The organism is Pseudonocardia sediminis (assembly GCF_004217185.1).
GTDB lineage: Bacteria > Actinomycetota > Actinomycetes > Mycobacteriales > Pseudonocardiaceae > Pseudonocardia > Pseudonocardia sediminis.
Map to the genome: position 1 here is coordinate 2183212 of NZ_SHKL01000001.1, position 25214 is coordinate 2208425.

18 protein-coding genes are annotated in these 25214 nt (G+C 73.4%); 15 read left to right on the top strand and 3 right to left on the bottom strand.

Going from position 1 to position 25214, the window contains the following annotated elements; translation table 11 throughout:
• Window positions 1–40: 40 nt before the first annotated feature.
• From EV383_RS10190 to EV383_RS10215, 6 genes are all read left to right on the top strand, one after another.
• Window positions 41–991, top strand: a complete 951-nt coding sequence (locus tag EV383_RS10190) for a LysR family transcriptional regulator (RefSeq protein ID WP_130289688.1) — start codon at window positions 41–43, stop codon at window positions 989–991.
• Between the two features lie 85 nt (window positions 992–1076).
• The gene (locus tag EV383_RS10195; protein ID WP_130289689.1) at window positions 1077–1835 is read left to right on the top strand and encodes a class I SAM-dependent methyltransferase; all 759 of its coding nucleotides are present in this window, start codon (window positions 1077–1079) and stop codon (window positions 1833–1835) included.
• Window positions 1836–1922: 87 nt separating this feature from the next.
• Entirely contained in the window at window positions 1923–3401 is a 1479-nt protein-coding gene (locus EV383_RS10200; protein WP_130289690.1) for a potassium/proton antiporter, read from the top strand.
• Between the two features lie 95 nt (window positions 3402–3496).
• The gene (lspA, locus tag EV383_RS10205) at window positions 3497–4033 is read left to right on the top strand and encodes a signal peptidase II (RefSeq protein WP_242623437.1); all 537 of its coding nucleotides are present in this window, start codon (window positions 3497–3499) and stop codon (window positions 4031–4033) included.
• The gene (locus EV383_RS10210) at window positions 4026–4955 is read left to right on the top strand and encodes an RluA family pseudouridine synthase (protein WP_130289692.1); all 930 of its coding nucleotides are present in this window, start codon (window positions 4026–4028) and stop codon (window positions 4953–4955) included. Before lspA ends, EV383_RS10210 begins: the two co-directional genes overlap by 8 nt.
• On the top strand, window positions 4955–5632 hold the full coding sequence (locus tag EV383_RS10215; protein WP_130289693.1) for a hypothetical protein: 678 nt from the start codon (window positions 4955–4957) through the stop codon (window positions 5630–5632). Before EV383_RS10210 ends, EV383_RS10215 begins: the two co-directional genes overlap by 1 nt.
• Window positions 5633–5653: 21 nt before the next feature.
• On the opposite strand, the gene EV383_RS31110 is transcribed toward EV383_RS10215, so the two are convergent.
• Complete coding sequence (locus EV383_RS31110; RefSeq protein WP_165438295.1) at window positions 5654–6271, bottom strand: HAD-IA family hydrolase; 618 nt, start codon at window positions 6269–6271, stop codon at window positions 5654–5656.
• Window positions 6272–6633: 362 nt separating this feature from the next.
• Between EV383_RS31110 and EV383_RS10225 the strand changes: the two genes are divergently transcribed.
• The 5 genes from EV383_RS10225 to dnaE all read left to right on the top strand — a co-directional run bounded on the left by EV383_RS10225 (window position 6634) and on the right by dnaE (window position 15242).
• The gene (locus tag EV383_RS10225) at window positions 6634–8286 is read left to right on the top strand and encodes a ferritin family protein (protein ID WP_130289695.1); all 1653 of its coding nucleotides are present in this window, start codon (window positions 6634–6636) and stop codon (window positions 8284–8286) included.
• Between the two features lie 253 nt (window positions 8287–8539).
• Window positions 8540–9208, top strand: a complete 669-nt coding sequence (locus EV383_RS10230) for a DUF998 domain-containing protein (protein WP_165438296.1) — start codon at window positions 8540–8542, stop codon at window positions 9206–9208.
• Window positions 9205–10146: a DMT family transporter gene (locus EV383_RS10235; protein WP_130289697.1), complete on the top strand. Its 942-nt coding sequence runs from the start codon at window positions 9205–9207 to the stop codon at window positions 10144–10146. Before EV383_RS10230 ends, EV383_RS10235 begins: the two co-directional genes overlap by 4 nt.
• An 11-nt stretch (window positions 10147–10157) precedes the next feature.
• Window positions 10158–11345 carry a glycosyltransferase gene (locus EV383_RS10240; protein WP_207223481.1) on the top strand — a complete coding sequence of 396 codons (1188 nt, stop codon included), beginning with the start codon at window positions 10158–10160 and terminating at the stop codon, window positions 11343–11345.
• 339 nt (window positions 11346–11684) lie between these two features.
• Window positions 11685–15242, top strand: a complete 3558-nt coding sequence (gene dnaE, locus EV383_RS10245; RefSeq protein ID WP_130289698.1) for a DNA polymerase III subunit alpha — start codon at window positions 11685–11687, stop codon at window positions 15240–15242.
• A 70-nt stretch (window positions 15243–15312) separates the two neighbouring features.
• Here dnaE and EV383_RS10250 read toward each other — a convergent pair whose 3' ends face one another.
• Window positions 15313–16299 (bottom strand): aminoglycoside phosphotransferase family protein, encoded by a 987-nt coding sequence (locus tag EV383_RS10250; protein WP_207223482.1) that lies wholly within the window; start codon window positions 16297–16299, stop codon window positions 15313–15315.
• 41 nt (window positions 16300–16340) lie between these two features.
• A complete protein-coding gene (locus EV383_RS10255; RefSeq protein WP_130289699.1) occupies window positions 16341–17216 on the bottom strand; it encodes a PaaX family transcriptional regulator in 876 nt (291 codons plus the stop codon).
• 178 nt (window positions 17217–17394) lie between these two features.
• Here EV383_RS10255 and EV383_RS10260 point away from each other — a divergent pair, with 178 nt between their 5' ends.
• From EV383_RS10260 to EV383_RS10275, 4 genes are all read left to right on the top strand, one after another.
• Entirely contained in the window at window positions 17395–18696 is a 1302-nt protein-coding gene (locus EV383_RS10260; RefSeq protein WP_130294197.1) for an adenosylmethionine--8-amino-7-oxononanoate transaminase, read from the top strand.
• Between the two features lie 217 nt (window positions 18697–18913).
• Window positions 18914–21277: a SulP family inorganic anion transporter gene (locus EV383_RS10265; RefSeq protein ID WP_242623004.1), complete on the top strand. Its 2364-nt coding sequence runs from the start codon at window positions 18914–18916 to the stop codon at window positions 21275–21277.
• 7 nt (window positions 21278–21284) lie between these two features.
• Window positions 21285–21680, top strand: a complete 396-nt coding sequence (trxA, locus tag EV383_RS10270) for a thioredoxin (RefSeq protein WP_130289700.1) — start codon at window positions 21285–21287, stop codon at window positions 21678–21680.
• Window positions 21681–22025: 345 nt separating this feature from the next.
• Window positions 22026–25190, top strand: coding sequence for a Pls/PosA family non-ribosomal peptide synthetase (locus EV383_RS10275; protein ID WP_207223483.1), 3165 nt, complete (start codon window positions 22026–22028; stop codon window positions 25188–25190).
• Window positions 25191–25214: the final 24 nt, after the last annotated feature.

Sequence of the window (25214 nt, forward strand, 5' to 3'; positions counted from 1 at the left end):
CCATCTCACGTTTCTCGACGGTTCCGTGCACACTGGCTTCATGATTGATCTGCGACGGGTGCAGGTGCTGCGCGTCGTGCATCACCTCGGCACCGTGACCGCGGCCGCGGGATCGCTGCACCTCACGCCGTCCGCGGTGTCGCAGCAGCTGCGTGTGCTGGCCCGCGAGGTGGGGGTGGAGCTGCTGGTCCCGGAGGGGCGCGGGGTCCGGCTCACCCCGGCCGCGCACACCCTGATCCGGCACGCCGACGAGCTCGCCGCCCGCTGGGAGACCGCGCGGGCGGAGGTCGCCGACGAGGCCGGGTGGACCGGCGGTGTGCTGCGGGTCAGTGGGTTCCCGTCCAGCCTGGACATGGTGGTCGCCCCGGCCGTGGCCGACCTGCGCGTCCGCGAGCCGCGCCTGGACGTCACGATCACCGAGCTCGAGACGGCCGAGGCGTTCGACCGGGTGCTGGCCGGGGACGTCGACGTCGCCGTGATCGTCCCGAACATCGACGGCCCGCCGACCGAGGATCCGCGCTTCGAGCAGGCGGCGCTGCTCGACGAGCCGCAGGACCTGCTCGTCCCGGCCGGGCACCGGCTGGCGCGGGAGCCGGAGACGACGCTTGACGCCGCGGCCGACGACCCCTGGGTGCTGGCCGCGCCGGGCAGCTGCGACCAGTACGAGCTGGCCCTGGTCGCGTGTGCGGCCGCCGGTTTCCGCCCGACGGTGGCGCACGAGGTGCGGGAGTGGGCGGCCGTGGCGTCGCTGGTCTCGTACGGTTTCGGGGTGGCCCTGGTGCCGCGGTTCGTGCGGATCCCCGGCGAGCTCCCGGTCGTCCGCATCCCGCTGCGCGACGGCCCGACCCCGCGACGACGGCTGCTCACCTGCGTCCGCCGCGGCAGTGCCGGCCGGCCCCCGATCGCTCTCGGACTCTCCGCGCTGGCCGCCGCCGCGGCGAGCCTGACCGCGGAGTACGGCGAGCGGCACGTGAGTGCTGCCGAATCATGATCGAACAGCAGGGGTGTGCCGCTCGGTGGCCGTGTCGTCGCCGGACGGGCCTAGGGTCGTCGCCGGACGGGCCTAGGGTCGCGGTATGGGTGAGGCGTCGCGGCGGTGGGCGGAGCTGCAGTCCGGGCGGGGGATCCCGCCGGAGATCCTGGCGCACGCCCCGGCCGACCCGTGGACGCACGACCCGCGCGACTTCCGCGCCCCGGAGGTCCCCGCCGACACCCCGTCCCGCGACGCCGGACTGGAGCTGCTGGGCGGTGGCGGCACCGTCCTCGACGTCGGGTGCGGGGGAGGCGACGCCGCGTTCGCCCTGCTCGGACCCATGACACGTGCCGTCGGCACCGACCAGCAGGCGGACATGCTGGAGGTGTTCGCCGAGGTCGCCCGGGAGCGCGGGGTGCCGTGCGCGACGGTGCCCGGGCGGTGGCCGGACGTCGCGTCCGACGCCGGGACCGCCGACGTCGTGGTGAGTCACCACGTACTGCACAACGTCGTCGACCTCGCGCCGTTCCTGACCGCGCTCACCACCGCCGCGACCCGCGGCGTCGTCGTCGAGATGCTGCCCGAGCACCCGATGGCCTGGCTGGACCCGCTCTGGGTGCGCTTCCACGATCTGCACCGACCGCCGTCCGCGACCGCCGACGACGCGATCGCCGTGCTGGTCGAGCTGGGGGTGGAGCCCGAGGTCCGGCACTGGCAGCGCGCCCGGCGCCACCCGCACGACCCGGACTGGGTGACGCGACGGCTGTGCCTGCCCCCGGAGCGCTCCGGTGAGGTCGACGCGGCGCTGGCGGAGGTCCCGCTGCGGCGGCGCGACGCCGTCACGCTGCTCTGGCGCACCTGACCCGCCGATCCCCGGGCCAACCCCGACCGGAGGACCCCACGACCTGCGCCGATAAGGTTGTCCCGGTACGGCGCGGAGGTGGGGACGGTGAGCCTGGAGCTCGTGTTGGGCGTCGCCGCCGGGGTGGTCCTGCTCGGCGTGCTCGCCGTGCGCGTCTCGGTCGGGCTCGGCCTGCCGTCGCTGCTGCTCTACCTGGGCATCGGCATGCTCCTGGGCGAGTCCGCCCTCGGCTTCCAGTTCTCCGACGCCCGCCTCACCGAGACCCTCGGCCTCGCCGCCCTGGTGCTGATCCTGATCGAGGGCGGCCTGACGACCCGCTGGTCGGCGGTCCGCCCGGCGCTGGGCATCGGGATCCTGCTCTCGACGGTGTCGGTCGTGGTCAGCATCGGCGTCGCCGGGACGGCCCTGCACTACCTGCTCGGCCTGGACTGGCGGGTCGCGCTGCTCTGGGGCGCGGTCCTGTCGTCCACCGACGCCGCCGCGGTGTTCAGCGTGCTGCGCGGCGTCGCCGTGCCGCGGCGCCTGGCCGGGACGCTGGAGCTGGAGTCCGGCATGAACGACGCACCGGTCGTCATCGCCGTGTCGGTGCTCGCCTCGACCGAGGCGATCGGCTGGACGACGCCGCTGCTGGTCGGCTACGAGCTCGTCGCCGGGGCGGTGATCGGGGCGGCGCTCGGGTTCGGTGGGGGCTGGGCCCTGCGCCGGGCCGCCCTGCCCTCGACCGGCCTCTACCCGCTGGCCGCGATGGCGGTCTGCGTCCTCGCCTACGCGGGCGGGCAGTGGGCGCACGCGTCCGGGCTGCTCGCCACCTACGTCTGCGCCCTGGTGCTGGGCAACGTCAGCCTGCCGCACCGCGGCGGCGTCGTCTCCTTCGCCGAGGGCACCGGCTGGCTCGCCCAGATCGGTCTGTTCGTGCTGCTCGGGCTCTACGTCAGCCCGCCGCGGCTGCTCGACGCCGTCGTCCCGGCCCTGATCGCCGCCGCGGTGCTGCTGCTGGCCGCGCGGCCGTTGTCGGTGATGGTCGCGGCGGTGCCGTTCCGGATGCCGTGGCGCGAGCAGGCGTTCCTGTCCTGGGCGGGCCTGCGCGGGGCGGTGCCGATCGTGCTCGCGCTGATCGCCCTGGTCGAGGGCGGGCCGACGTACCAGCCCCTGGTCGACGTCGTGTTCGTGCTGGTCGTGGTGCTCACGCTGCTGCAGGGCACGACGCTGCCGTGGGTGGCGAGTCTCCTGGGGGTGTCCTCGCGGACCGACACCCGCGAGGTCGAGGTCGACGCCGCACCCCTGGACGAGGTCAACGCCGAGCTGCTGCAGGTGAAGGTGCCCGGCGGGTCGAAGCTGCACGGGGTGTACCTGCGTCAGCTGCGGCTGCCGACCGGCGCGACGATCAGCCTGGTGGTGCGGGACAAGGCCGCGTTCACCCCGGACGGCGGCACCCGCCTGCGGGAGGGCGACCAGCTGCTCGTCGTCGCCACCCGCGACGTGCGGGAGTCCGCCGAGCGCCGGATCCGCGCGGTCGACCGGGGTGGTGCCCTGGTCCGCTGGCGCGAGGGCGACCGGCCCGACTGACCCGCGTGTGTGGGCCGTCCGCGCCGACCGCGCATAATCGTGGGGTGACCGAGGAGCGCGACGACCCCGCAGGACCCCGCGCCGGACCGGGCACCGTGAGCAGCACCGTCGCCCGGCGCGGCGTCCCGCTGCTGGCCGGGATCGCCGCCGCCGTGCTCGTGTTCGACGTGCTGACCAAGATCGCCGCCGTGGCGACGCTGGAGCAGCGCCCGCCGCTGGAGCTGCTCGGCGGCGCGGTCTATCTGGTGCTCCTGCGCAACCCGGGCGCGGCGTGGTCGATGGCCACCGGCTACACGTGGGTGCTGACGATCGTCGCGATCGTCGTCGTCGGGGTGATCATCCGGATCGCGCGGCGGCTCGCCTCGACCGGCTGGGCGATCGGCCTCGGGCTGGTCCTCGGCGGAGCGCTGGGCAACCTGATCGACCGGTTCTTCCGCTCACCCGGCCCGCTGCGCGGGCACGTGGTGGACATGGTGTCGCTGTTCGCGCCGGACGGGAGCGTCTGGCCGGTGTTCAACGTCGCCGACTCCTCGATCGTCTGCGGCGGGATCCTGCTCGTGGTGATGGCCGTGCGCGGCATCGAGATCGACGGCTCGCGCGCGCCCGGCAAGGAGGAGCGCTCCGATGGGTGAGCTCCGCCAGATGCCGGTGCCCGACGGGCTCGACGGCATGCGCGTCGACGCCGGGCTGTCCCGGATGCTGGGGCTGTCGCGCACCGTCGTCGCCGGGCTCGCCGAGGAGGGCCGGGTCGCCGTCGACGGCCAGGTCGCCGGCAAGTCCGACCGGCTGCCCGGCGGGAGCTGGCTGGAGATCGAGCTGCCCGACGCCGCGCCGCCGGCCGACATCTCGGCCCCGGCCGAGCAGGTCGCCGGGCTGGCGATCCTGCACGAGGACGACGACATCGTCGTGATCGACAAGCCGGTCGGTGTGGCCGCACACCCCAGCCCCGGCTGGGAGGGCCCGACCGTCACCGGTGGTCTCGCCGCGCTGGGCGTGCGGCTGTCGACCTCGGGCGCGGCCGAGCGGCAGGGGATCGTGCACCGCCTCGACGCCGGCACCACCGGGGTGATGGTCGTGGCCAAGTCCGAGCACGCCTACACCGCGCTCAAGCGGGCGTTCAAGGAACGCACCGTTCTCAAGCGCTACCACGCTGTCGTCCAGGGGCACCCCGACCCGTCGTCGGGGACGATCGACGCCCCGATCGACCGCCACCCCCGCCACGACTACCGCTACGCCGTCGTCGCCAGTGGACGTCCGAGCGTCACCCACTACGACACGGTCGAGGCGTTCCGCGCGGCCAGCCTGCTCGACGTGCGGCTGGAGACCGGGCGCACGCACCAGATCCGGGTGCACTTCTCCGCCCTGCGCCACCCCTGCGTCGGGGACCTCACCTACGGCGCCGACCCGACGCTCGCCGCCCGCACCGGCCTGACCCGGCAGTGGCTGCACGCCCGCATGCTGGGCTTCGAGCACCCCGGTGACGGACGGCAGGTGGAGTTCACCAGCCCGTACCCGGCCGATCTCGCCGCCGCCCTGGACACCCTCCGCGACTGATGCGCGCTCGGACGAGGATCGCGGTCCTGGCCGGGCTCGCGCTGGTGGTGGTACTGGCCGCGTTCGTCGCGGGCAACGAGGGCGGCGCGCCCACCCCGGCGCGCACCGCAGGGTCGGTGCGCCTGGGCCCGGACCCCGGCCAGGCCGTCGCCGAGTACCGGGCGGACCTGGCGCGGCGGCTCCCCGCGCCGGGGGAGGAGACGCTGGCCCTGGTGCAGCTCGCCCGCCCGCTCGACACGACGGACGCGGCCGCGCTGGCCGGACCGTCGGAAGTGGTCACGGGCGTGTTCCGGGTCCCGCTGCCGCGGGTGCAGACGGCGCTGCGGTTCGAGCCGGTCACCGGCACCGGGGACGCCGCCGGTGCCCTCGACGTCGCCCGGCAGCGGGCGGCGTTCGCCGCCGGCGCGGACGTGTCCCGCCTGACCGGGCGCCCCGCCGCCGTCGCGACGGCCGAGCAGCGGGCGCTCGACACGCCGACGTGTGCCTGCCTGCCGGCGTTCGTCGTGCGCGCCGACCGGGCCCGGCTCGAGGCCCTGGCGGTCGCCCCGGGGGTCCGCGCGGTCGACGCCGCACCGGTCGGGACGCAGGTCACCGACCTGGCCCTGGCCCCTCTCCTGCCCGAGCAGACCACCGCCGCGGACCCCCTGCCCGACGACGGCCCGGTCCCGCAGGCCTGAACCCCGCACCCGTCGCGGGCGTCAGGCCCGGGGCGGGATCCCCCGGGAGCGCAGGGTCGTCATGGCCCCGGCGGCGCCGGTCCAGACGTGGGCGTCCCAGCCGTGCGCGCGGGCGGAGCGGACGTTCTCGGCCCGGTCGTCGAAGAACACGACCTGGTCCGGCGAGGTCCGGAACTCGTGGTCGGCGCGGCGGTAGATGTCCGGCGACGGCTTCGCCACCCCGACGTCGGCGGAGAACAGGAGCCGGTCGAACGGCGTGCTCCAGGACGCGGCCCGGACCGCGGCGGCCAGCCCGCGCGGTGCGTTGGACAGCACCGCCAGGCGGACCCGCATCCGGGCCAGCTCACCGACCATCAGCGCGGAGGCCGACGGCAGGGCGGCCCAGCGGGCGACGTCGAGCGCCTCGGCGCGCGCCAGCCGGTCCGGCTCGGGCGCCAGGCCCAGCGCCGTGAAGACCGACCGCCAGTACTGCTCCGGCGGGTCGCCGAGGTCGTGGCGCGGCCGGTGCGACCAGTAGGCGTCGCGCAGGGCGGGCTCGGCGACTCCGAGCTCGGCGGCGAGCACGCGTTCCAGCCCGGAGGACGGGACGAGGACCTCGCCGAGGTCGAACACGACGGTCGGGCCCGTGGTGGGGGTCATCGCCGCCACGGTAACCCCGCATGTCCGGACGCACCCGTACGCGCGCATCTTTCCCGGCCGATCGGCGGTAGCGTCCACCGTGCCGGTCGTCACATCCACCTCGACCCCTCCGCGAGGAGAGCGGGTGACGTGCACGGCCTCCGACAGGACCGTGGCCCGGGACGAACGCCTCGCTCGGCGAGGACCCCGGTACGCCACGGATGAACGGTCCTCGCGGCCCTGGCCGCCGCCGAGGGTGCTCGCGCCGGTCCCCGCAGGGGGCCGCGGGCGCAGGACCTCACCATCCGCACCCGCGCGCGTCGACGTTCCGTGAGGGCGACGCCGCCGGTGATGGCACCTGTCCATCGACATGAGGAGCTGCCGTGAGTCGGCAGAGTTTATCGAAGGCTCATCAGAAGATCCAGGAACTGTCCTGGGAGCCGGCCTACCACGAGCCGTACATGAAGTACGGAACCGACTACACCTTCCGCAAGGCGGCGAAGAAGGACCCGCTCAAGCAGGTGCTGCGGTCGTACTTCCCCATGCAGGAGGAGAAGGACCACCGCGTCTTCGGAGCGTCCGACGGAGCCATCCGCGGAAACATGTTCCGGCAGGTCCAGGAACGCTGGATGGAATGGCAGAAGCTGTTCCTGTCCATCATCCCGCTGCCCGAGATCTCCGCGGCGCGCTCGATGCCGATGCTGTTCTCCGTGGTCCCGAACCCGGAGCTGCACAACGGCCAGGCGATCCAGATGATCGACGAGGTCCGCCACTCGACGATCCAGCAGAACCTCAAGCGCATCTACATGCAGAACTACATCGACCCGGCCGGGTTCAACAACAGCCTGCGCGGGTTCCAGAGCGACTACTGCGGCACGATCGGCCGCCAGTTCGCCGAGGGCTTCATCACCGGTGACGCGATCACCGCGGCCAGCGTCTATCTGACGATCGTCGCCGAGACGGCGTTCACGAACACGCTGTTCGTGGCCATGCCGGCCGAGGCCGCCGCGAACGGTGACTACCTGCTGCCGACGGTGTTCCACTCGGTCCAGTCCGACGAGTCCCGCCACATCTCCAACGGCTACGCGACGCTCCTGATGGCGCTGTCGGACGAGGACAACCGGGCGTTGCTCGAGCGCGACCTGCGCTACGCGTGGTGGAACAACCACCGTGTCGTGGACGCCGCGATCGGCACGTTCATCGAGTACGGCACGAAGGACCGTCGTCAGGACCGCGAGTCCTACGCCGAGATGTGGCGACGCTGGGTCTACGACGACTACTACCGTGCCTATCTGATCCCGCTCGAGAAGTACGGCCTCGTCATCCCGCACGACCTCATCGAGGAGTCGTGGAACCAGATCTGGAACAAGGGCTACGTCCACGAGGTCGCGCAGTTCTTCGCCACCGGCTGGCTCGCCAACTACTGGCGCATCGACCCGATGGACGACACCGACTTCGAGTGGTTCGAGCACAAGTACCCGGGCTGGTACGACAAGTACGGCGCATGGTGGGAGAACTACGCCCGCCTGTCGAAGCCGAACGGGCACAACCCGATCGTGTTCGAAGACGTCGACTACGTCTATCCCGCACGGTGCTGGACCTGCATGGTTCCGTGCCTGGTGCGCGAGGACATGGTCACCGCCGAGGTCGAGGGCCGGCACCGCACCTACTGCCACGAGGTGTGCCGCTGGACCGACGTCGAGGCGTTCCGCCCGACCTACGACGGCCGGGAGACCCCGAACATGGGCCGCCTGGTGGGCAAGCGCGAGTGGGAGACGCTCTACCACGGATGGAACTGGGCCGACATCGTCTCCGACATGGGCTTCGTGCGTGACGACGACAAGACGATGACGGCCCAGCCGCACCTGGACCTGAACCCGAAGAACATGTGGACGCTCGACCACATGAAGCGGTGCCCTCCGCTGCAGAGCCCGAACGTCCTGCTCAACGAGATGGACGACACCGCCCGGGCCGCGTACGTGGCCGACTACAACAAGCAGGGACCCGCCGGACGCCCGGCGCCCGCGAGCTCCTGAGAACCGGTCGGGCGGTCCCGTGAGGCCCGCGCCCCCGGTGACCGCCCGACCGAGCTGAACGACCTGCCGGCATCGCTCCTGCGTGCCGGCAGGTCGTCGTTCACGGCCTCCGGCGGAGCGCTGTCCCCTCCGGCGAGGGGCGGACCCGACCGACCCTGAGGGGGCCTGCCCCCGGACCCGGAGGACATCCCCGATCCGCGGTCGGGGTCGTTCCCGATGATGCGCCCCCGTGCTGGTCAGCACGATGATTCCCATGAGCGGTCGGGGGGTCGGCGAGCGTACCGGCGCGGTACCGGACACGGCCGCCGGCGCGGCACCGGCCGTCGTGGCCGCCGGGGTCGCGGTCGCCGTCGCGGCGGTGCTCCTCGCGCACGTGCTCGGAGCGGGGTCGCTCGACCCGGTCGCCCTGACCGTCAGCGACTACGTCGCGGTCCCCGGGGGAGGAGTCCTCCTCGGGCTCGCCGCGGCCGGGCTCGCGACCGCGGGCGCCGCCCTCGTCCGGGCCGTCCCGGGCCGCGGGTGGCCGCGGGCGGTGGCCGTCCTGTTGTCGGCCTGGTGCGTCGCCCTGGTGCTCGTCGCGGTGTTCCCGACGAACGCGCCCGGCTCGGCGCCGGACCTGGCCGCCGCGGTGCACCGCTGGGCCGGGGCCGGTGTCTTCGCCCTCCCGCCGGTCGCCGGGCTGCTGGTCCTGCGGCGGACCGGGGCGCCGGTGACGGCGTGGGCCCCGACGGTCGCCGCCGGCGCCGGGGCGCTGGTGTTCCTGCTCTGCCACGCGCCGGCCGTCCTCTCCGGCGCCCCGCCGTTCCCGCTGCTCGGTGTCGTCGAACGGGTGGCCCATCTCCTGCTGTGCGGCCAGGTCCTGGCGCTCGGGCGTCGTGCCGGCTCGCCGGCGACGCCCCGGGTCGCGGCGGTGTCGCGATGACCACGGTCGCGGTCGTCCTGGCCGTCCTCGCCGCGGCGTCGTTCGCCGTCGCCGCGGTGGCCCAGCACCGCGCCGCCCGTGGTCCCGGGGACACGGGCACGGCCCCGCTGCGGGCCCTCGTCCGGCGCCCGCTGTGGCTGCTCGGCACCGGGGCCGCGGTGGCCGGAGCCGGCCTGCACGCGGTCGCGCTCGGGCTCGCGCCGGTGGCGCTGGTGCAGCCCGTCGGCGTCCTCGCGGTGCCGCTGGGGGTACTGGCCGAGCACCGCCTCGCCGCCCGCGAGGGGCTCCCGCCCGGTGCCGGGGCCGGGACGACGGCCGGGGTGGCGCTCGCGGTGGCCGGGGTGGCGGTGTTCGTCCTCGTCTCCGCCGGGAGCCCGTCCGGCGTCCGGTTCGACCCGGGCACCGTGCTGACGACCGCCGCGGTGCTCGCCGCCGCGGGCGCGCTCACCCTCCTGCTGTCGCGACGGGTGCACGGCACTGCCCGCTGCCTGGCCCGCTCGGTCGCCGCCGCGGTCGCGTTCGGACTGGTCTCGGCCCTGCTGCGGGCCGGGCTCGCCCACCTGACCGGGCCCGGTGCGTCCGCGGCGGTGCTCGCCGCGATCGGGGTGCTGCTGGTCGCGGCGCTGCTCGTCGGCGGCGTCGCGGTGCAGCTCGCCTACCGCAGCGGCCCGCCGTCGCTGGTGCTCGCCTGCCTGACCGTGCTGGATCCGATGGTCGCGGTCGGGTTCGGCGTCACGGCGCTGGGTGAGCGGATCGGCACCTCGACCCTCGACGCCGTGCTCGCCGGCGGGGGAGCGCTCCTCGCCGTCGCCGGGGTCGTCGCGCTCGCCCGCCACCACCCCGACGCCCGCGCGCGGGACACCGCTCGCGCCCCCGGGCCCGCCCGCCTTACCGATCCCGCCCGCCTCACCGATCCCGTCCGTCCGACCCGTCCCTGAAGGAGTGTCCCGTGAGCTCACCGCTGCGCGTCCTGATCGGCGCCGACACCTACCCGCCCGACGTCAACGGCGCCGCCCGCTTCACCGAGCGGCTCGCCGGCGGCCTGGCCGGCCGCGGCCACGAGGTGCACGTCGTCGCGCCGTCGCCGACCGGCCCGCCGGGCCGCGGCGGGGGAGCGCCCGGGCATCCGGTCGTGCACCGGGTGCGCTCGCACGCCTACCCGTCGCAGGAGCGGTTCCGGGTGAGCCTGCCCTGGCGGGCCGCCGCGGCGACGGCCGAGCTTCTGGGCGAGCTGCGCCCGGACGTCGTGCACGTGCAGTCGCACTTCTCGGTGGGGCGCGGGCTGGCCGTGGCCGCGCACGCCCGGGGCGTCCCCCTGGTCGCGACGAACCACTTCATGCCGGAGAACCTGCTCGACCACGCCCCGGTGCCGGCCTCGGCGGCCGGGTGGGTGAGCCGGTGGGCGTGGCGGGACCTGGCCCGGGTCTACGGCCGGGCGGACGCGCTGACCGCGCCCACCCCGTGCGCGGTGCGGATGCTCGACGAGCGCGCCGGGCTGCCCGGCGGACGGGCCGTGTCCTGCGGGATCGACGTCGCGCGCTTCGCCGGCGGGGCCGAGGACCCGGTGCCCACCGTGCTGTTCGTCGGCCGGCTGGAGCAGGAGAAGCGGGTCGGGGAGCTGGTCGCCGCGTTCGCCCGGGTCCCCGGGGACGTGCGGCTGGAGATCGTCGGGGACGGGAGCCGCCGGGCGGAGTGGACGGCGCTGGCCCGACGCCTCGGCGTCGAGAGCCGGGTCCGATTCCGCGGCTTCGTCGACGACGACGAGCTCGTGGCCGCCTACCGGCGCGCGGCCGTGTTCGCCATCCCCGGCGTCGCCGAGCTGCAGAGCCTGGTCACGCTCGAGGCGATGGCCGCCGGACGGCCGGTGGTCGCCGCGGACGCGGTCGCGCTGCCGCACCTCGTCCGCCCGGGCCGGACCGGGTGGCTGTACCCGCCCGGTGACGTGGACGCGCTCGCCGCGGCGCTGAGCGCCCTGCTGGCCGACCCGGCGGCCCGGGCCCGGATGGGCGCCGCCGCCCGCGAGACGGCCGGCACGCACGCCCTGGACGCCACCCTGGACGCGTTCACCGACCTCTACGCCCGGGTGTGCGGCACCCGGGTGACCCGCCGCGCGCGGGAACGGACGGCGGCCGCATGACGGGCTGCCCCGACGGTGCCCGGAGGCGGGCCCGCGACGGGTCCCGGGACGGGGCCCGAGGCGGGTCGGGGGACCCGCCCGGAGGCGGGTCCGACACGCCCCGGCGCGGTGAGCTGGGGGTTCACCTCCCCGGTGCCCGGGTAGGCGGAACTGTCGGTGCCCGGAGCTAGTCTGGTCCTCACGTCGACCCCGTGGACGCTGCGGAGGGAATCCCACCGTGACCGGTCCGGCGCGGACCCCACCGCGCCGACGCCGGACACGTTCCCTCCCAGGTCACGGGGTCGCGGGAGTTGTCGTACCGCGTCTTCCCAGGGCGCGTGAAGGGAGCCTGGAACACACATGGCAGCGGTCAGCGGTACCTCGAACGACGGGTTCGTCCACCTGCACACCCACACCGAGTTCTCGATGCTCGACGGGGCCGCGCGACTGGACGACCTGTTCTCCGAGGCCCAGAAGATGGGCCAGTCCGCGATCGCGATGACCGACCACGGCAACGTCTACGGCGCCTACGAGTTCTGGCGCAAGGCGAAGGCGGCCGGGGTCAAGCCGATCATCGGCATGGAGGGCTACCTCGCGCCCGGGTCGCGGCACGAGCGCAAGCGCGTCTCGCTCGACGGCAGCCTCGGGCGCAACAGCGACAACCCCGACCTCATGTACACCCACATGACGCTGCTGGCCGAGAACACCGAGGGGATGCACAACCTCTTCCGGCTCTCCTCGCTGGCCAGCCTCGAGGGGTACTACTACAAGCCCCGTATGGACCGTGAGCTGCTCGAGCGCTACGGCAAGGGGATCATCGCGACCACCGGCTGCCCGTCCGGCGAGGTCGCGCGCCTGCTCCAGCAGAACGACTTCGACGGTGCCTGCCAGGCCGCGAGCGACTACCGCGACATCTTCGGCAAGGACAACTTCTTCTGCGAGCTGATGGACCACGGCATCGAGATCGAGAAGCGGGTCCAGGAGGACCTCTTCGCGCTGAAGAAGAAGCTCGACCTGCCGGGCCTGGCCACGAACGACCTGCACTACACCTACCCGGACGACACCAAGGCGCACGAGGTGCTCCTCTGCGTGCAGACCGGCAAGACCATGAACGACCCGAACCGCTTCAAGTTCGACGCGCAGGACTTCTACCTCAAGTCCGCCGCCGAGATGCGCGGTCTGTGGGACCCGATCCACCCGGAGGCCTGCGACAACACGCTGCTCGTCGCCGAGCGCGTCCAGGTCGACTTCACCGAGGGCCAGGACCTGCAGCCCCAGGCCCCGGTGCCCGAGGGCGAGACCGAGGAGTCCTGGCTGGTCAAGGAGGTCGAGCGGGGGATGCACCAGCGTTTCCCGAACGGCATCACCGAGCAGTACCGCCAGCAGGCGACCTACGAGCTCGGCGTCATCATGAAGATGGGCTACCCCGGCTACTTCCTGGTCACCGCGGACCTCATCCAGCACGCCAAGTCGGTCGGCATCCGGTGCGGCCCCGGCCGCGGGTCGGCGGCCGGCTCGCTGGTCGCCTACGCGCTGGGCATCACCGACCTCGACCCGATCCGGCACAAGCTGATCTTCGAGCGGTTCCTGAACCCGGACCGCATCTCCATGCCCGACATCGACATGGACTTCGACGAGCGCCGGCGCGGCGAGATGATCCGCTACACCACCGAGAAGTACGGCGAGGACCGGATCGCCCAGATCATCACCTACTCCACGATCAAGGCGAAGGCCGCGATCAAGGACTCGGCGCGGGTGCTGTTCGGCCAGCCCGGCTACTCGGTGGCCGACCGGATCACCAAGGCGATGCCGCCCGCGGTGATGGGCAAGGACATCCCGCTGTCGGGGGTGTTCGACCCGTCGCACAAGCGGTACTCCGAGGCGACCGAGGTGCGCGCGCTCTACGAGGCGGACCCGCAGGTCAAGGAGATCATCGACACCGCGCGCGGCCTGGAGGGCCTCAAGCGCCAGTGGGGCGTGCACGCGGCCGGTGTGATCATGTCGGCGAAGCCGCTGCTCGACGTCATCCCGATCCAGCGCCGCGAGGCCGACGGCGCGATCATCACGCAGTTCGACATGGGCGCCTGCGAGACGCTCGGGCTGCTCAAGATGGACTTCCTGGGCCTGCGCAACCTGACGATCATCGACGACGCGCTGGAGAACATCGAGCTCAACGGCAAGCCGACGCTCGACCTCGACCACCTCGAGCTCGACGACACCACCACCTACGAGCTGCTCTCCCGCGGGGACACGCTCGGGGTGTTCCAGCTCGACGGCGGCCCGATGCGCGACCTGCTGCGCCGGATGGCCCCGACCGAGTTCGAGCACATCTCCGCGGTCGGCGCGCTCTACCGGCCGGGCCCGATGGGCGCGAACGCACACAACGACTACGCCGACCGCAAGAACGGCCGTCAGGAGATCACGCCGATCCACCCGGAGCTGGCCGAGCCGCTCAAGGAGGTCCTCGGCGAGACGTTCGGCCTGATCGTCTACCAGGAACAGGTCATGTCGATCGCCCAGGTGCTCGCCGGGTACTCCCTCGGCAAGGCGGACCTGCTGCGCCGGGCGATGGGCAAGAAGAAGAAGGAGATCCTGGACAAGGAGTACGACGGCTTCGCCCAGGGCATGAAGGACAACGGCTACTCCGCGGCCGCGGTCAAGACGCTCTGGGACATCCTGCTCCCGTTCTCCGACTACGCGTTCAACCGCGCGCACTCGGCGGCCTACGGTGTCGTGTCCTACTGGACGGCCTACCTCAAGGCCAACTACCCGGCCGAGTACATGGCCGCGGTGCTCACCTCGGTGCGCGACGACAAGGACAAGGCCGCGATCTACCTCGCCGAGTGCCGGCGGATGGGGATCACCGTCATGCCGCCCGACGTCAACGAGTCGGTGCGCAACTTCGCCCCGGTCGGCACGGACATCCGGTTCGGCCTCGGCGCGATCCGCAACGTCGGGTTCAACGTCGTCGACGCGATCGTGGCCGCGCGCCGGGAGAAGGGGGAGTTCGCCGACTTCTCCGACTTCCTGCGCAAGGTCGACGCGGTGGTCTGCAACAAGAAGGTCATCGAGTCGCTGATCAAGGCCGGCGCGTTCGACTCGCTCGGGCACACCCGCAAGGGCCTGCTGCTCGTGCACGCCGACGCGATCGACGCCGTCATGAGCACGAAGAAGGCCGCCTCGATGGGGCAGTTCGACCTGTTCGGCTCCATGGACGGCACCTCGGACGGCGGCGACGAGCTCGGCGGGATCTTCGACGTCAAGGTCCCGACCGAGGAGTGGGACTCCAAGCACCGTCTCGCGGTCGAGCGGGAGATGCTCGGGCTCTACGTCTCCGGGCACCCGCTGCAGGGGTTCGAGCAGTCCCTCGCGGCGAAGGCCGACACCCCGATCTCCGCCATCATCGACGGGACGGTCCCCGAGGGTGCGCAGGTCACCGTCGGCGGCATCCTGGCCAACGTCAACCGCCGGGTGAACAAGAACGGCGAGCCGTGGGCGTCGGCGCAGATCGAGGACCTGGTCGGCGGCGTCGAGGTGCTGTTCTTCCCGCGCGCCTACCAGGTGGTCGGCGTGGACGTGGCCGAGGACGCGATCGTGCTGGTCAAGGGCCGGGTCAACAAGCGCGACGACCGGGTGTCGCTGATCGCGAACGACCTCGCCGTGCCGGAGCTGCAGGGTGCGGGGGAGGCGGGCCTGCCGTTCCGGGTCAGCCTGCGCACCGAGCTGTGCACCCCGGAGCGGGTCGCCGCGCTCAAGGAGGTGCTGACCCACCACCCGGGCACCTCCGAGGTGCACCTGGCGCTGGTCTACGGCACCAAGACCACGATGCTCAAGCTCGACGACCGGCTCAAGGTCACCAACACCTCGGCGCTGATGGGCGACCTGAAGGCCCTGCTCGGCCCGGGCTGCCTGGGCTGAGCCCGCGGGTCCGCCGGCCTGCCCGTCCGCTGCCGGCGCCGGGGGAGCGGGCGGCGCCGGGGGACCGGCGTCAGAGGTCCCGGTCGGGCCCGGCGGCGATCGTCGCGGCCGCGTCGAGCATCTGCGCCCCGACCGGTTGCAGGCCGATCGCGGTGGCGACCAGGCCGGTCGCGACCCGCTCGGCCACACCCCACTCCCAGACCGCCACCGGGTCGCACCCGGTGGCGCGGGCGAGGTCGTGGGCCCGCCGGTGCGGGCCCTGCGCCATCAGTTCCACGGGGTCCTCGCGCATCAGCACCCCGAGGTCGTACTCGGGTTCGGCGAACAGCCCGTCCGGGTCGACGAGGACGAACCCGCCGGTCCGGCCGGGGCCGGTCCCGTCGGCGGACACAGCGGTCCCGTCGGCGGAGGTCTCACCAGGGGCGAGGCGGCGCAGGGCGTTCCAGGCGTGCACGTCGCCGTGCACCAGGACGGCGCGTTCGTCGTCGTGCGCCGCGGCCCGGCGTCCGGCGCAGGTCAGGGCGTGTTCCACGGCCGCCTCCGGGCAGGGACGGTCGAGCTCGTCCCAGATCCGCGTGACCGAGCCGGCGAGCCACCGCCCCTTCTCCGCGCCGGTCATCAGCCCGGCGTCCGGGGCCGGGGTCCAGAACCCGGCGGCCAGCGCGGTGAGGATCTCCAGCCTCCGCCCGAAGCCGACCCCGAGCGCGGCCAGCGACGGGCCGAGACGCTCCATCAGCAGCGCGCCCCGCGCGTCGTCGGAGCGCAGCAGCGTGACGCACGTCCCGCCGGAGGTCCGCCGGAGCACGGCGATCTCGTCGGCGACCGGGATGCCGTCGGAGCGCGGGACCAGCAGCTTGAGCACGGACGGGCGACCGTGGTCGTCGAGGGCCTCGCAGACGACCGCGTCGGTGCCGTCGGGGTAGACGGTGCCGACGGTGACCGCCCAGTCGGCCTCCAGCCCGGCGACAAGGTCGGGGAGGTCCCGGAGCCAGTCCCGGGCGCCGAGAAGGGCGAGCTTCTCCCGGACGACGGCGGGGACCTGCGCGATGTCGAACACGACCTCAGCCGACCACGGGGTGCAACCGGGTTACGCGTGCGTCAGCCGGCCCGGCCGACGAGGTCGTGCCAGCACGTCCGGGCGGGTTCGTCCCAGCGTGCGTGCAGCGCGGCGAACAGTGTCGCGGCCCGGGTGCCGGCCCAGTGGTCGGGCAGCAGGGCCGAGGGCAGCTCCGGGTCCAGGAACGGGAACCGGCGCCAGGCGTGCACCAGCAGCACCTGCCGGGTCAGCACGTCCGCCGGCGGCGGGGCGTCGGCGTAGGGGGTGAACCCGGCGAGGAACTCCTCGTAGGCGTGCTCGACGCGGTCGAGGTCCCAGGCCTGCGCGACGACGTCGGAGGGCCGCCCGATCGCGCCGAAGTGCCCGACGAACGAGCTGGTCACCCCGCCGAGGTCGAGGTCGTCGAGGACCCGGGTCACCTCGGTCTCCTTCGCCGGGTCGGGGGAGACCCATACCCCGGGGGCGGGCGAGCCGAGCCCGGCCCAGGCCAGGCGAGTGCGCAGCCGGTGCCGCAGCTGGCGGCGCGACTCCGGCACGCTGGCCAGCAGCACCAGCCAGCGGCCGTCCCACTCCGGGGCCGGGGTGCCGAAACCGTAGATCCGCGCCGCGCCCTCGGAGAGCAGCCGCCGTCCGCGGGCGGTCAGCGACCAGCGCACGCGGCGTCCCGACCGGTCGGAGTCGAGCAGCCCCTCGGCGGCGGTCCGGGCCAGCGCCTGGCGGGCCGACTTCGGCTCGACCCCGAGGTCGCCGAGCACGTCGAGCAGCACCTGGGTCCAGACGGGCTCGCGCTCGGGCAGGACGAACTCGCCGAGCACGGTCAGCAGCAGCGAGCGGGCACTGGTCTGCCCGAGCTCGCGGCGCCGCAGCGCGGGGGTGTCCGGGTCCGCGCGGGTCGCCGGGGTGGTGTGCGGGGGCATGGCCGGATCAGCGTAGAGGCTTGCGGCCCGTGCGCGCCCCGGCGCGCCCGGGGCGGGGACGTGCGCGTCCCTCCGATCGGTCCCTCTCGGTGCACCACCTCCGCGGTGACCACTACTGTGAGTACCCGTGGACACCCGGGATCCCTCCGAGCGGTCCGGTCCGGCCCGGGTTCCTGCGGTGCAGGCGGAATCGCCGGCCGGATCGGCGTCGGACCGCACCCGCGAGGTGCTGGCCGTCGACCGCGACCACGTCTGGCACCCGTACGCGCCGATGCCCGGGACCTCGCGCCCGATCGTCGTCGAGTCCGCGTCCGGGGTCCGGCTGCGCACCGCGGACGGCCGCGAGCTCGTCGACGGCATGTCGTCGTGGTGGTCGGCAATCCACGGCTACCAGCACCCGGTCCTCGACGCGGCCGTGCGCGGCCAGCTCGGCCGGATGAGCCACGTGATGTTCGGCGGGCTGACCCACGGGCCGGCGGTGGACCTCGCGCAGCTGCTGGTCGAGGTCACCCCCGAGGAGCTGCAGCACGTCTTCCTGGCCGACTCCGGGTCGGTGTCGGTCGAGGTCGCGATCAAGATGTGCCTGCAGTACTGGCGCTCGCGCGGGCGGCCGGGCAAGCACCGGCTGATGACCTGGCGCGGCGGCTACCACGGGGACACGTTCGGTGCGATGAGCGTCTGCGACCCCGACGGCGGCATGCACTCGCTGTGGAGCGACGTGCTGCCGCAGCAGGTCTTCGCCGACCCGCCGCCGAACTGCTTCGAGCACGACTACGTCGCGCACCTGGCCGAGCTCGTGGAGACCCACGCCGACGAGCTGGCCGCGGTGATCGTCGAACCGGTCGTGCAGGGCGCCGGGGGCATGCGCTTCCACGACCCGCGCTACCTGCACGTGCTCCGCGAGCTCTGCCACGCCCACGACGTGCTGCTGGTCTTCGACGAGATCGCCACCGGCTTCGGCCGCACCGGCGAGCTGTTCGGCGCCGACCACGCCGGGATCAGCCCGGACGTGATGTGCGTGGGCAAGGCGCTGACCGGCGGCTACCTGACGATGGCCGCGACGCTGTGCAGCTCCCGGGTGGCCGCGGGCATCACCGACGGGCAGGCGGGCGTCCTCATGCACGGGCCCACGTTCATGGGCAACCCGATGGCCGCGGCCGTGGCGCACTCGTCGGTGTCGCTGCTGCTCGAACGGGACTGGCAGCGCGAGGTGAAGCAGATCGCGGCCGCCCTGCGGGCGGGGCTGACCCCGGCCCGTGCGCTGCCCGGCGTGCGCGAGGTCCGGATCCTCGGGGCGATCGGCGTGATCGAGCTCGACCACGAGGTGGACATCGCCGCGGCGACGTCGGCGGCCGTCGTGGCGGGGGTGTGGCTGCGCCCGTTCCGCAACCTCGTCTACGCGATGCCGCCGTTCGTGTGCACGCGCGAGGACGTCGCGATGATCACCGCGGGTATGCGGGCGGCTGCCCTCGCCGGGTGATCCGGGGCGGTCCCGCGTGACCCTCTGCACTCGGACGTGTGATCGGCAACGTGACGTCGATCACGTTTCCGGTGGGTGAACGACGCTGACCGGCGGTTACCGCGCAGGCGGGCCGAACGATGAGAAGCGCTCTCATCCTTATCGGGTTCCGTGAAGATCAACGACCGCACTGTCGCGTTCGACCCCCCACGACCGTCCGTCACGGAGGACACCCCCAGTGCATCCCTCGAGAAAATCGATTACCGGGACCTCGGCGCAGACCCCCGCGTCGACCCGGACCCACCAGGACGAGCACTCTCCGACCGAGTCGGGCCGGGGTGAGCACTCGCCGCCCCCGACCGGCCTGCGCTCCTGGTTCCCGCACGCCCGGGCGGACCTGTCCGCCTCGCTCGTCGTCTTCCTCGTCGCCGTCCCGCTCTCGCTCGGCATCGCCGTCGCCTCGGGCGCCCCCATCCTCGCCGGGCTCGTCGCCGCCGTCGTCGGCGCGATCGTCGCCGGCCTCCTCGGCGGATCCCCGCTGCAGGTCAGCGGCCCGGCCGCCGGTCTCACGGTCGTGGTCGCCGAGATGATCAACCGGTTCGGCTGGCAGGTCACCTGCCTGATCACCGCCGGTGCGGGTCTCATCCAGATCGTCTTCGGCCTGACCCGGCTGGCCCGCTTCGCCCAGGCGATCCCGCCCTCGGTCGTACACGGGATGCTCGGCGGCATCGGTCTCACGATCGCCCTCGCCCAGCTCAACGTCGTCTTCGGTGGCCAGTCGCAGACCGCCGCCCTGGACAGCCTCACCGCCCTGCCCGGCAGCATCGCCGGTCTGGCCTGGCCCACCCTGCTGGTCGGCGCGCTGGTGATCGCCGTGATGCTCACGTGGCCGAAGCTGCCCGCCCGCGCCCGGGTCGTCCCCGGTGCGCTGGTCGCCGTGGTGCTCGCCACCGTCGTCGCGCTCGCGTTCCCCGAGGTCCCCCGGGTCGAGCTCGGCGGCTCGCTGCTCGACGCCATCGCGCTCCCGGTCCTGCCGGAGGGCAACTGGGCCGGCGTGATCGGCGGCATGCTGACCATCGCGCTGATCGCCAGCGTGGAGAGCCTGCTCTCGGCCGTGGCCGTGGAGCGGATGAAGCCGGGTACCCGTACCGACGCCGACCGCGAGCTCCTCGGCCAGGGCGCGGCCAACACCGTGTCCGGCCTGGTCGGCGGGCTGCCGATCACCGGTGTGATCGTGCGCAGCTCGGCCAACGTCCGGGCCGGTGCCCGGACGCGGGCCTCGGCCGTCCTGCACGGGGTGTGGATCGCGGTGTTCGCGATCCTGCTCGTCGGGGTCGTCGAGATGATCCCGATGGCGGGCCTGGCCGGTCTGCTGGTCGTGGTCGGCCTGCAGCTGGTGAAGCCGGCCGACATCCGCACCGCGCGCAACCACGGCGAGCTGGCGATCTACGTCGTCACCGTCCTCGGTGTCCTGATGCTGAACCTGCTCGAGGGCGTCGCCCTGGGCCTGGTCCTGGCCGGGGTGCTGCTGCTGGTCAAGGCCGTCCGCTCGCGCCCGCACTTCGACGGCGCCGACGGCGAGAACGCCGACGGCCCGATGGTGCTGCGCGTCGAGGGCTCGCTGAGCTTCCTCGCGGTGCCGCGCCTGTCGCGCCAGCTCGGGGAGATCCCGGCCGGTCGCGACGTGCGGATCGACCTGGTCACCGACTACCTCGACCACGCCGCCTACGACCACCTGCAGGCCTGGACCGAGCGTCACCGCTCGACCGGCGCGACCGTGGAGGTCCTCGAGCCCGAGACCACCACCCGCACCACGAGCAACAGCCTCGACGGCACGCCGCGGTTCGCGTCGTGGTCGCACTGGCAGGCCACCGGCGCCGAGGGCCGCACGGCCGAGTCGCCGATGCTGGCCGGTCTCGCCGCCTACCACGAGCGGACCGCCGAGGAGATCCGTCCGACGATGTCGGAGCTGGCCTCGGGCCAGTCGCCCTCGGCGATGATGGTCACCTGCGCCGACTCCCGGGTGATGCCGCACATGATCACCCACAGCGGGCCCGGCGACGTGTTCACGGTGCAGAACGTCGGGAACCTGGCCGGCGGCCAGGGGACGATGGCCGCCGTCGAGTACGCCACCGGAGTCCTCGGCGTGCCGCTGATCGCGGTCTGCGGGCACTCCGGCTGCGGGGCCATGAACGGCCTGAGCCAGGGCGTGGCAGGCCAGGAGGGGGAACTGGGCACGTGGCTGCTGGACGCGCGGCCGGTGCTGCGCGCCTGGGAGCAGGGTCACCCGGTGGGTGCCGCCGCGGCCGCGGACGGGTTCTCCCCGGTCGACCAGCTGGCGATGGTGAACGTGGCGATGCAGCTGGAGATGCTGCGCGCCAAGGACACCGGGGCCGAGCTGATGGGCCTGTTCTACGACATCGCGACGGCACGGGTGCTCGTCCTCGACGGCGAGACCCTGCGTTTCGTGCCGCCGCGCGTCGAGGACGCGACGTCGTCGGAGGTCGCGACCCTGGGCCGGCTCGCGGCCGGGCACGGGCACGGCGCCGCCGGGGAGCAGCCCGCGGCGGCCCGGGAACATGTCGCGCCCACGGTGCGTTGAGGGACCCATGGCCACCGTGGAACTGACCACCGACAACTTCAACGACGTCGTCGGCGCTCCCGGCGCGACCGTCCTCGTGGACTTCTGGGCGTCCTGGTGCGGCCCCTGCAAGCAGTTCGCACCGGTGTACGACGCGGCGTCGGAGAAGCACTCCGACGTGACCTTCGCGAAGGTCGACACCGAGGCGCAGCAGGAGCTGGCCGGAGCGTTCGGGATCTCCTCGATCCCGACCGTGATGGCGGTCCGGGACGGCGTCGTCGTCTACTCGCAGCCCGGCGCACTCCCGGCCGAGGCCCTGGAGGACCTGATCGGCCAGGTGAAGGCCGTCGACATGGACGAGGTCAAGGCCGCCGTCGCCGAGCAGGAGCGCCAGCAGGAGGCCGGGGAGAACCCGACCGCCTGATCGCAGCACGACCCACGGCCCCGCCTCCCCCGCATCGGGGGTGGCGGGGCCGTCGTCGTGTCCGGGTACATCGTTCGCCGTTGATCTCCCCCTGCTTTCACAGCACAATGCCGCGCGAAATTCGCTAGTCCTTTCGAGTGGTGTCCGTCATCCTTCGAAACGGAGGGCTTCCGAAGGACGAGAAAGCTTGCACGGCAATGCTGCCGATCGGGGTGGGGTGCACATGGACGCGGTGTCATATCGTGATTCGCGACGATCTTATTCGCTGATCGCCGCCTGGTCCCGTGCCGTCCGTGATCGGTATCACCACACCCGTACCGCGCTGTGGCCGAACGGATCGGGCGGATGAGTGCGCCTCCCGTTCCGCGTCCGGAGATCGATCGGGACGTCGGTGCCGACACCGGGTCGGAAACGGAACGCGCGCTCGGCGCGGTGCTCGCCGAGATCCTCGATCTCGACCACGTCCCCGCCGACGCGCACTTCTTCGACGACCTGGGCGCCGACTCGATGGTGCTGGCCCGGTTCTGTGCTCGCCTGCGCAAGCGCGAGGACCTGCCGTCGCCGTCGATGCGCGACGTCTACGCCCATCCCACGGTGCGCGGGCTGGCCGGAGCCGTCGCCCCGGCTTTACCCGCCCCGGACGCCCCTCCTTCGGAGATCGATGGGCCCGCCCCGGACGGCCCTGCCCCGGAGGGGGCCGCCCCGGACGCGTCGCCGGTCCCGGATGCCGGCGGGCCGGAGCCCGCGGCGACGGTGCCCACCGCCGGGCGCGCCCGCTACGTGCTCTGCGGGGCCGCCCAGTTGCTGATCTTTCTCGGGTACCTCTGCGGCGTCGCCGTGGTCACGACCCGGGTGTACGGGTGGGTCGCCGCCGGCGCCGGCATGCTCGACCTCTACCTGCGTGCCGTCGCCGCCGGAGGGGTAGGGCTGCTCGCGCTGTGCCTGCTGCCGATCGTGGCGAAGTGGGTGCTGATCGGACGGTGGAAAGCCCGCAGCTTCCCGGTGTGGGGCCTGACATACCTGCGGTTCTGGCTGGTCAAGACGCTCGTACGGGCCAACCCGCTGGTGCTGGTGGCCGGTGGTTCGGCGCTGCAGGTGCTCTACCTGCGTGCTCTCGGTGCGCGGATCGGTCCCGGGGTCACCCTGCTCACCCGCAGCGTCCCGGTGGCCACCGACCTGCTGACGATCGGCGCCGGCACCGTCATCCGTAAGAGCGTCCTGCTCAGCGGCTACCGGGCGCACGTCGGCCGGATCGAGATCGGCCCGGTCACGCTCGGGCGGGACGTGTTCATCGGCGAGACCACCGTCGTCGACATCGGGACGTCGATGGGCGACGGCGCCGCGCTCGGGCACTCCTCGTCGCTGCACACCGGTCAGGACGTGCCGGCCGGGCAGACGTGGCACGGCTCCCCGGCCCGCCGTGCCGACGTCGACTACCGGACGGTGGCTCCGGTGCGGTGCGGATCGCTGCGGCGCGGCCTCTACGCCGCCGGGCAGATGCTGTGGGCGCTGCTGTTCTTCGTCCCGCTGCTGACCGGCGGCCTGGACCTGCTGCTGGCGGACCTGCCGCGGACCGGCATCCCGCTGTTCAACGCCGCCCCGGACCCGACCGGCTGGGTGTTCTGGGCCGAGGCGGCGGCGACCACGTCCGGCCTGCTGTTCGGCGGCCTGCTGGTCGGGCTCGTCGTCGTCAAGGTCGTCCCGGCGATGCTGAATCGGCTGATCACACCGGAAAAGATCTATCCGCTCTACGGATTCCATTTCTCGGTCCACCGGTGGGTCGTCCGGCTGACGAACGTCAAGTTCTTCACCTTTCTCTTCGGTGACAGTTCATACATCGTCGGCTACCTGAAGTACATCGGTTACGATCTCGGCCGGGTCGAGCAGACAGGGTCGAATTTCGGCACCGCCGTCGTCCACGAGACACCGTTCCTGGCGTCGGTCGGAAGCGGCACGATGGTCGCCGACGGTCTGTCGTTGATGAATGCGGAGTACTCGAGTTCGTCCTTTCGCCTGCGCCGTACGTCCATCGGCGGGGCGAACTTCCTGGGCAACCGCATCACCTATCCGGCGGGCGGCCGGACGGGGGACGACTGCCTGCTGGCGACGAAAGTCATGATCCCGGTGGACGGGCCCGTGCGGTCCGGTGTCGGGCTGCTCGGATCGCCCCCGTTCGAGATCCCCCGCACGGTCGCCCGCGACGCCGACGTGGACACCCCGTCCGGGGACGGCCTCGCCCGCCGCCTGGCCGCGAAGAACCGGCACAACCGGCGCACGATCGCCCTGGCCCTGGGCGTCCGGTGGCTGCACCTGTTCGGGGTGGTGATGCTGGCGATGGCCGCGGCCGACCTCTTCCGCTCCTTCGGCGTCCTGGCCGTCGCGGCGCAGATGCTCGCCCTGGTGCTGTTCAGCCTCGTGTTCTTCGTGCTGGTGGAGCGCGCCTCGACCGGCTTCCGGCCGCTGCAGCCGCTGTTCTGCTCGATCTACGACGAGCGGTTCTGGCGGCACGAACGCTTCTGGAAGCTGGTGCTGCAGGGACTGGACCGGACGCTGGTCGGGACGCCGTTCAAGAACGTGCTCTCCCGTGCGCTCGGCACCCGGGTCGGTGCCCGGGTGTTCGACGACGGCTGCGCGGTGCCCGAGCGCACGCTGGTCTCGATCGGTGACGGCGCCACCCTGAACGCGGGCACGGTCATCCAGTGCCACTCCCAGGAGGACGGAGCCTTCAAGTCCGACCGCACCGTCCTCGGCGACGACGTCACGCTGGGGGTCGGGGCGTTCGTGCACTACGGCGTCACGATCGGCGACGGCGTGCTCCTCGAGGCCGACTCGTTCCTGATGAAGGGCGAGGAGATCCCGGCCGGCGCGCACTGGGCGGGGAACCCGGCCCAGGAGCACACCGCGGAGCCGGTCGCGGCGACGACCACCGCCGCCGCCACGCTCACCGCCGCCGCCCTCACCGCCACCGCGGCCCCCGCCACGACCCTGCGACCGCCGCCGGTGCCCGTTCCGGTCCCGCCGTCCCCGCTCGTCCCGCGGCCCGTGCCCGTCCGCCCGCTCCGGCCGGGGCCCGCGGCGCCCGCCCTCCGGCCGGCTCCCGTGCGGGTGCCCCGGCCGAGCCCGTTCCCGCGGACCGCGACGGTCACCGACCCGCCGACGGCGCCGGTCCGGCGCGTCGGCGCGGCGTGGCCGGACCCCCGGACGACGCGGATGCCCGTCGTCTCGGTGCCGAGGGGCGACCCGGCGACGGCGCGACTGCCGGTCGTCACCCGGCCCGGGACGCTCCGCCCGGGCCCGCCCCGTCCCGAGCCCACCCGTCCCGAGCCCACCCGTCCCGAGCCCACCCGTCCCGAGCCCACGCATCACGGTCCCGACCGGCCGGACCGTCCCTGGCCACCGGTGCCCTACCCCCGGGCCGGTCGCCGGCACCCGGAGACGCCCACACCCACCACCACCGAGCCCTGCGGCGGCGACTGCTTCTGGCTCGCCGACGTCGAGGGGGAGCCATGACCACGGCGACCCCCGGGAACCGCG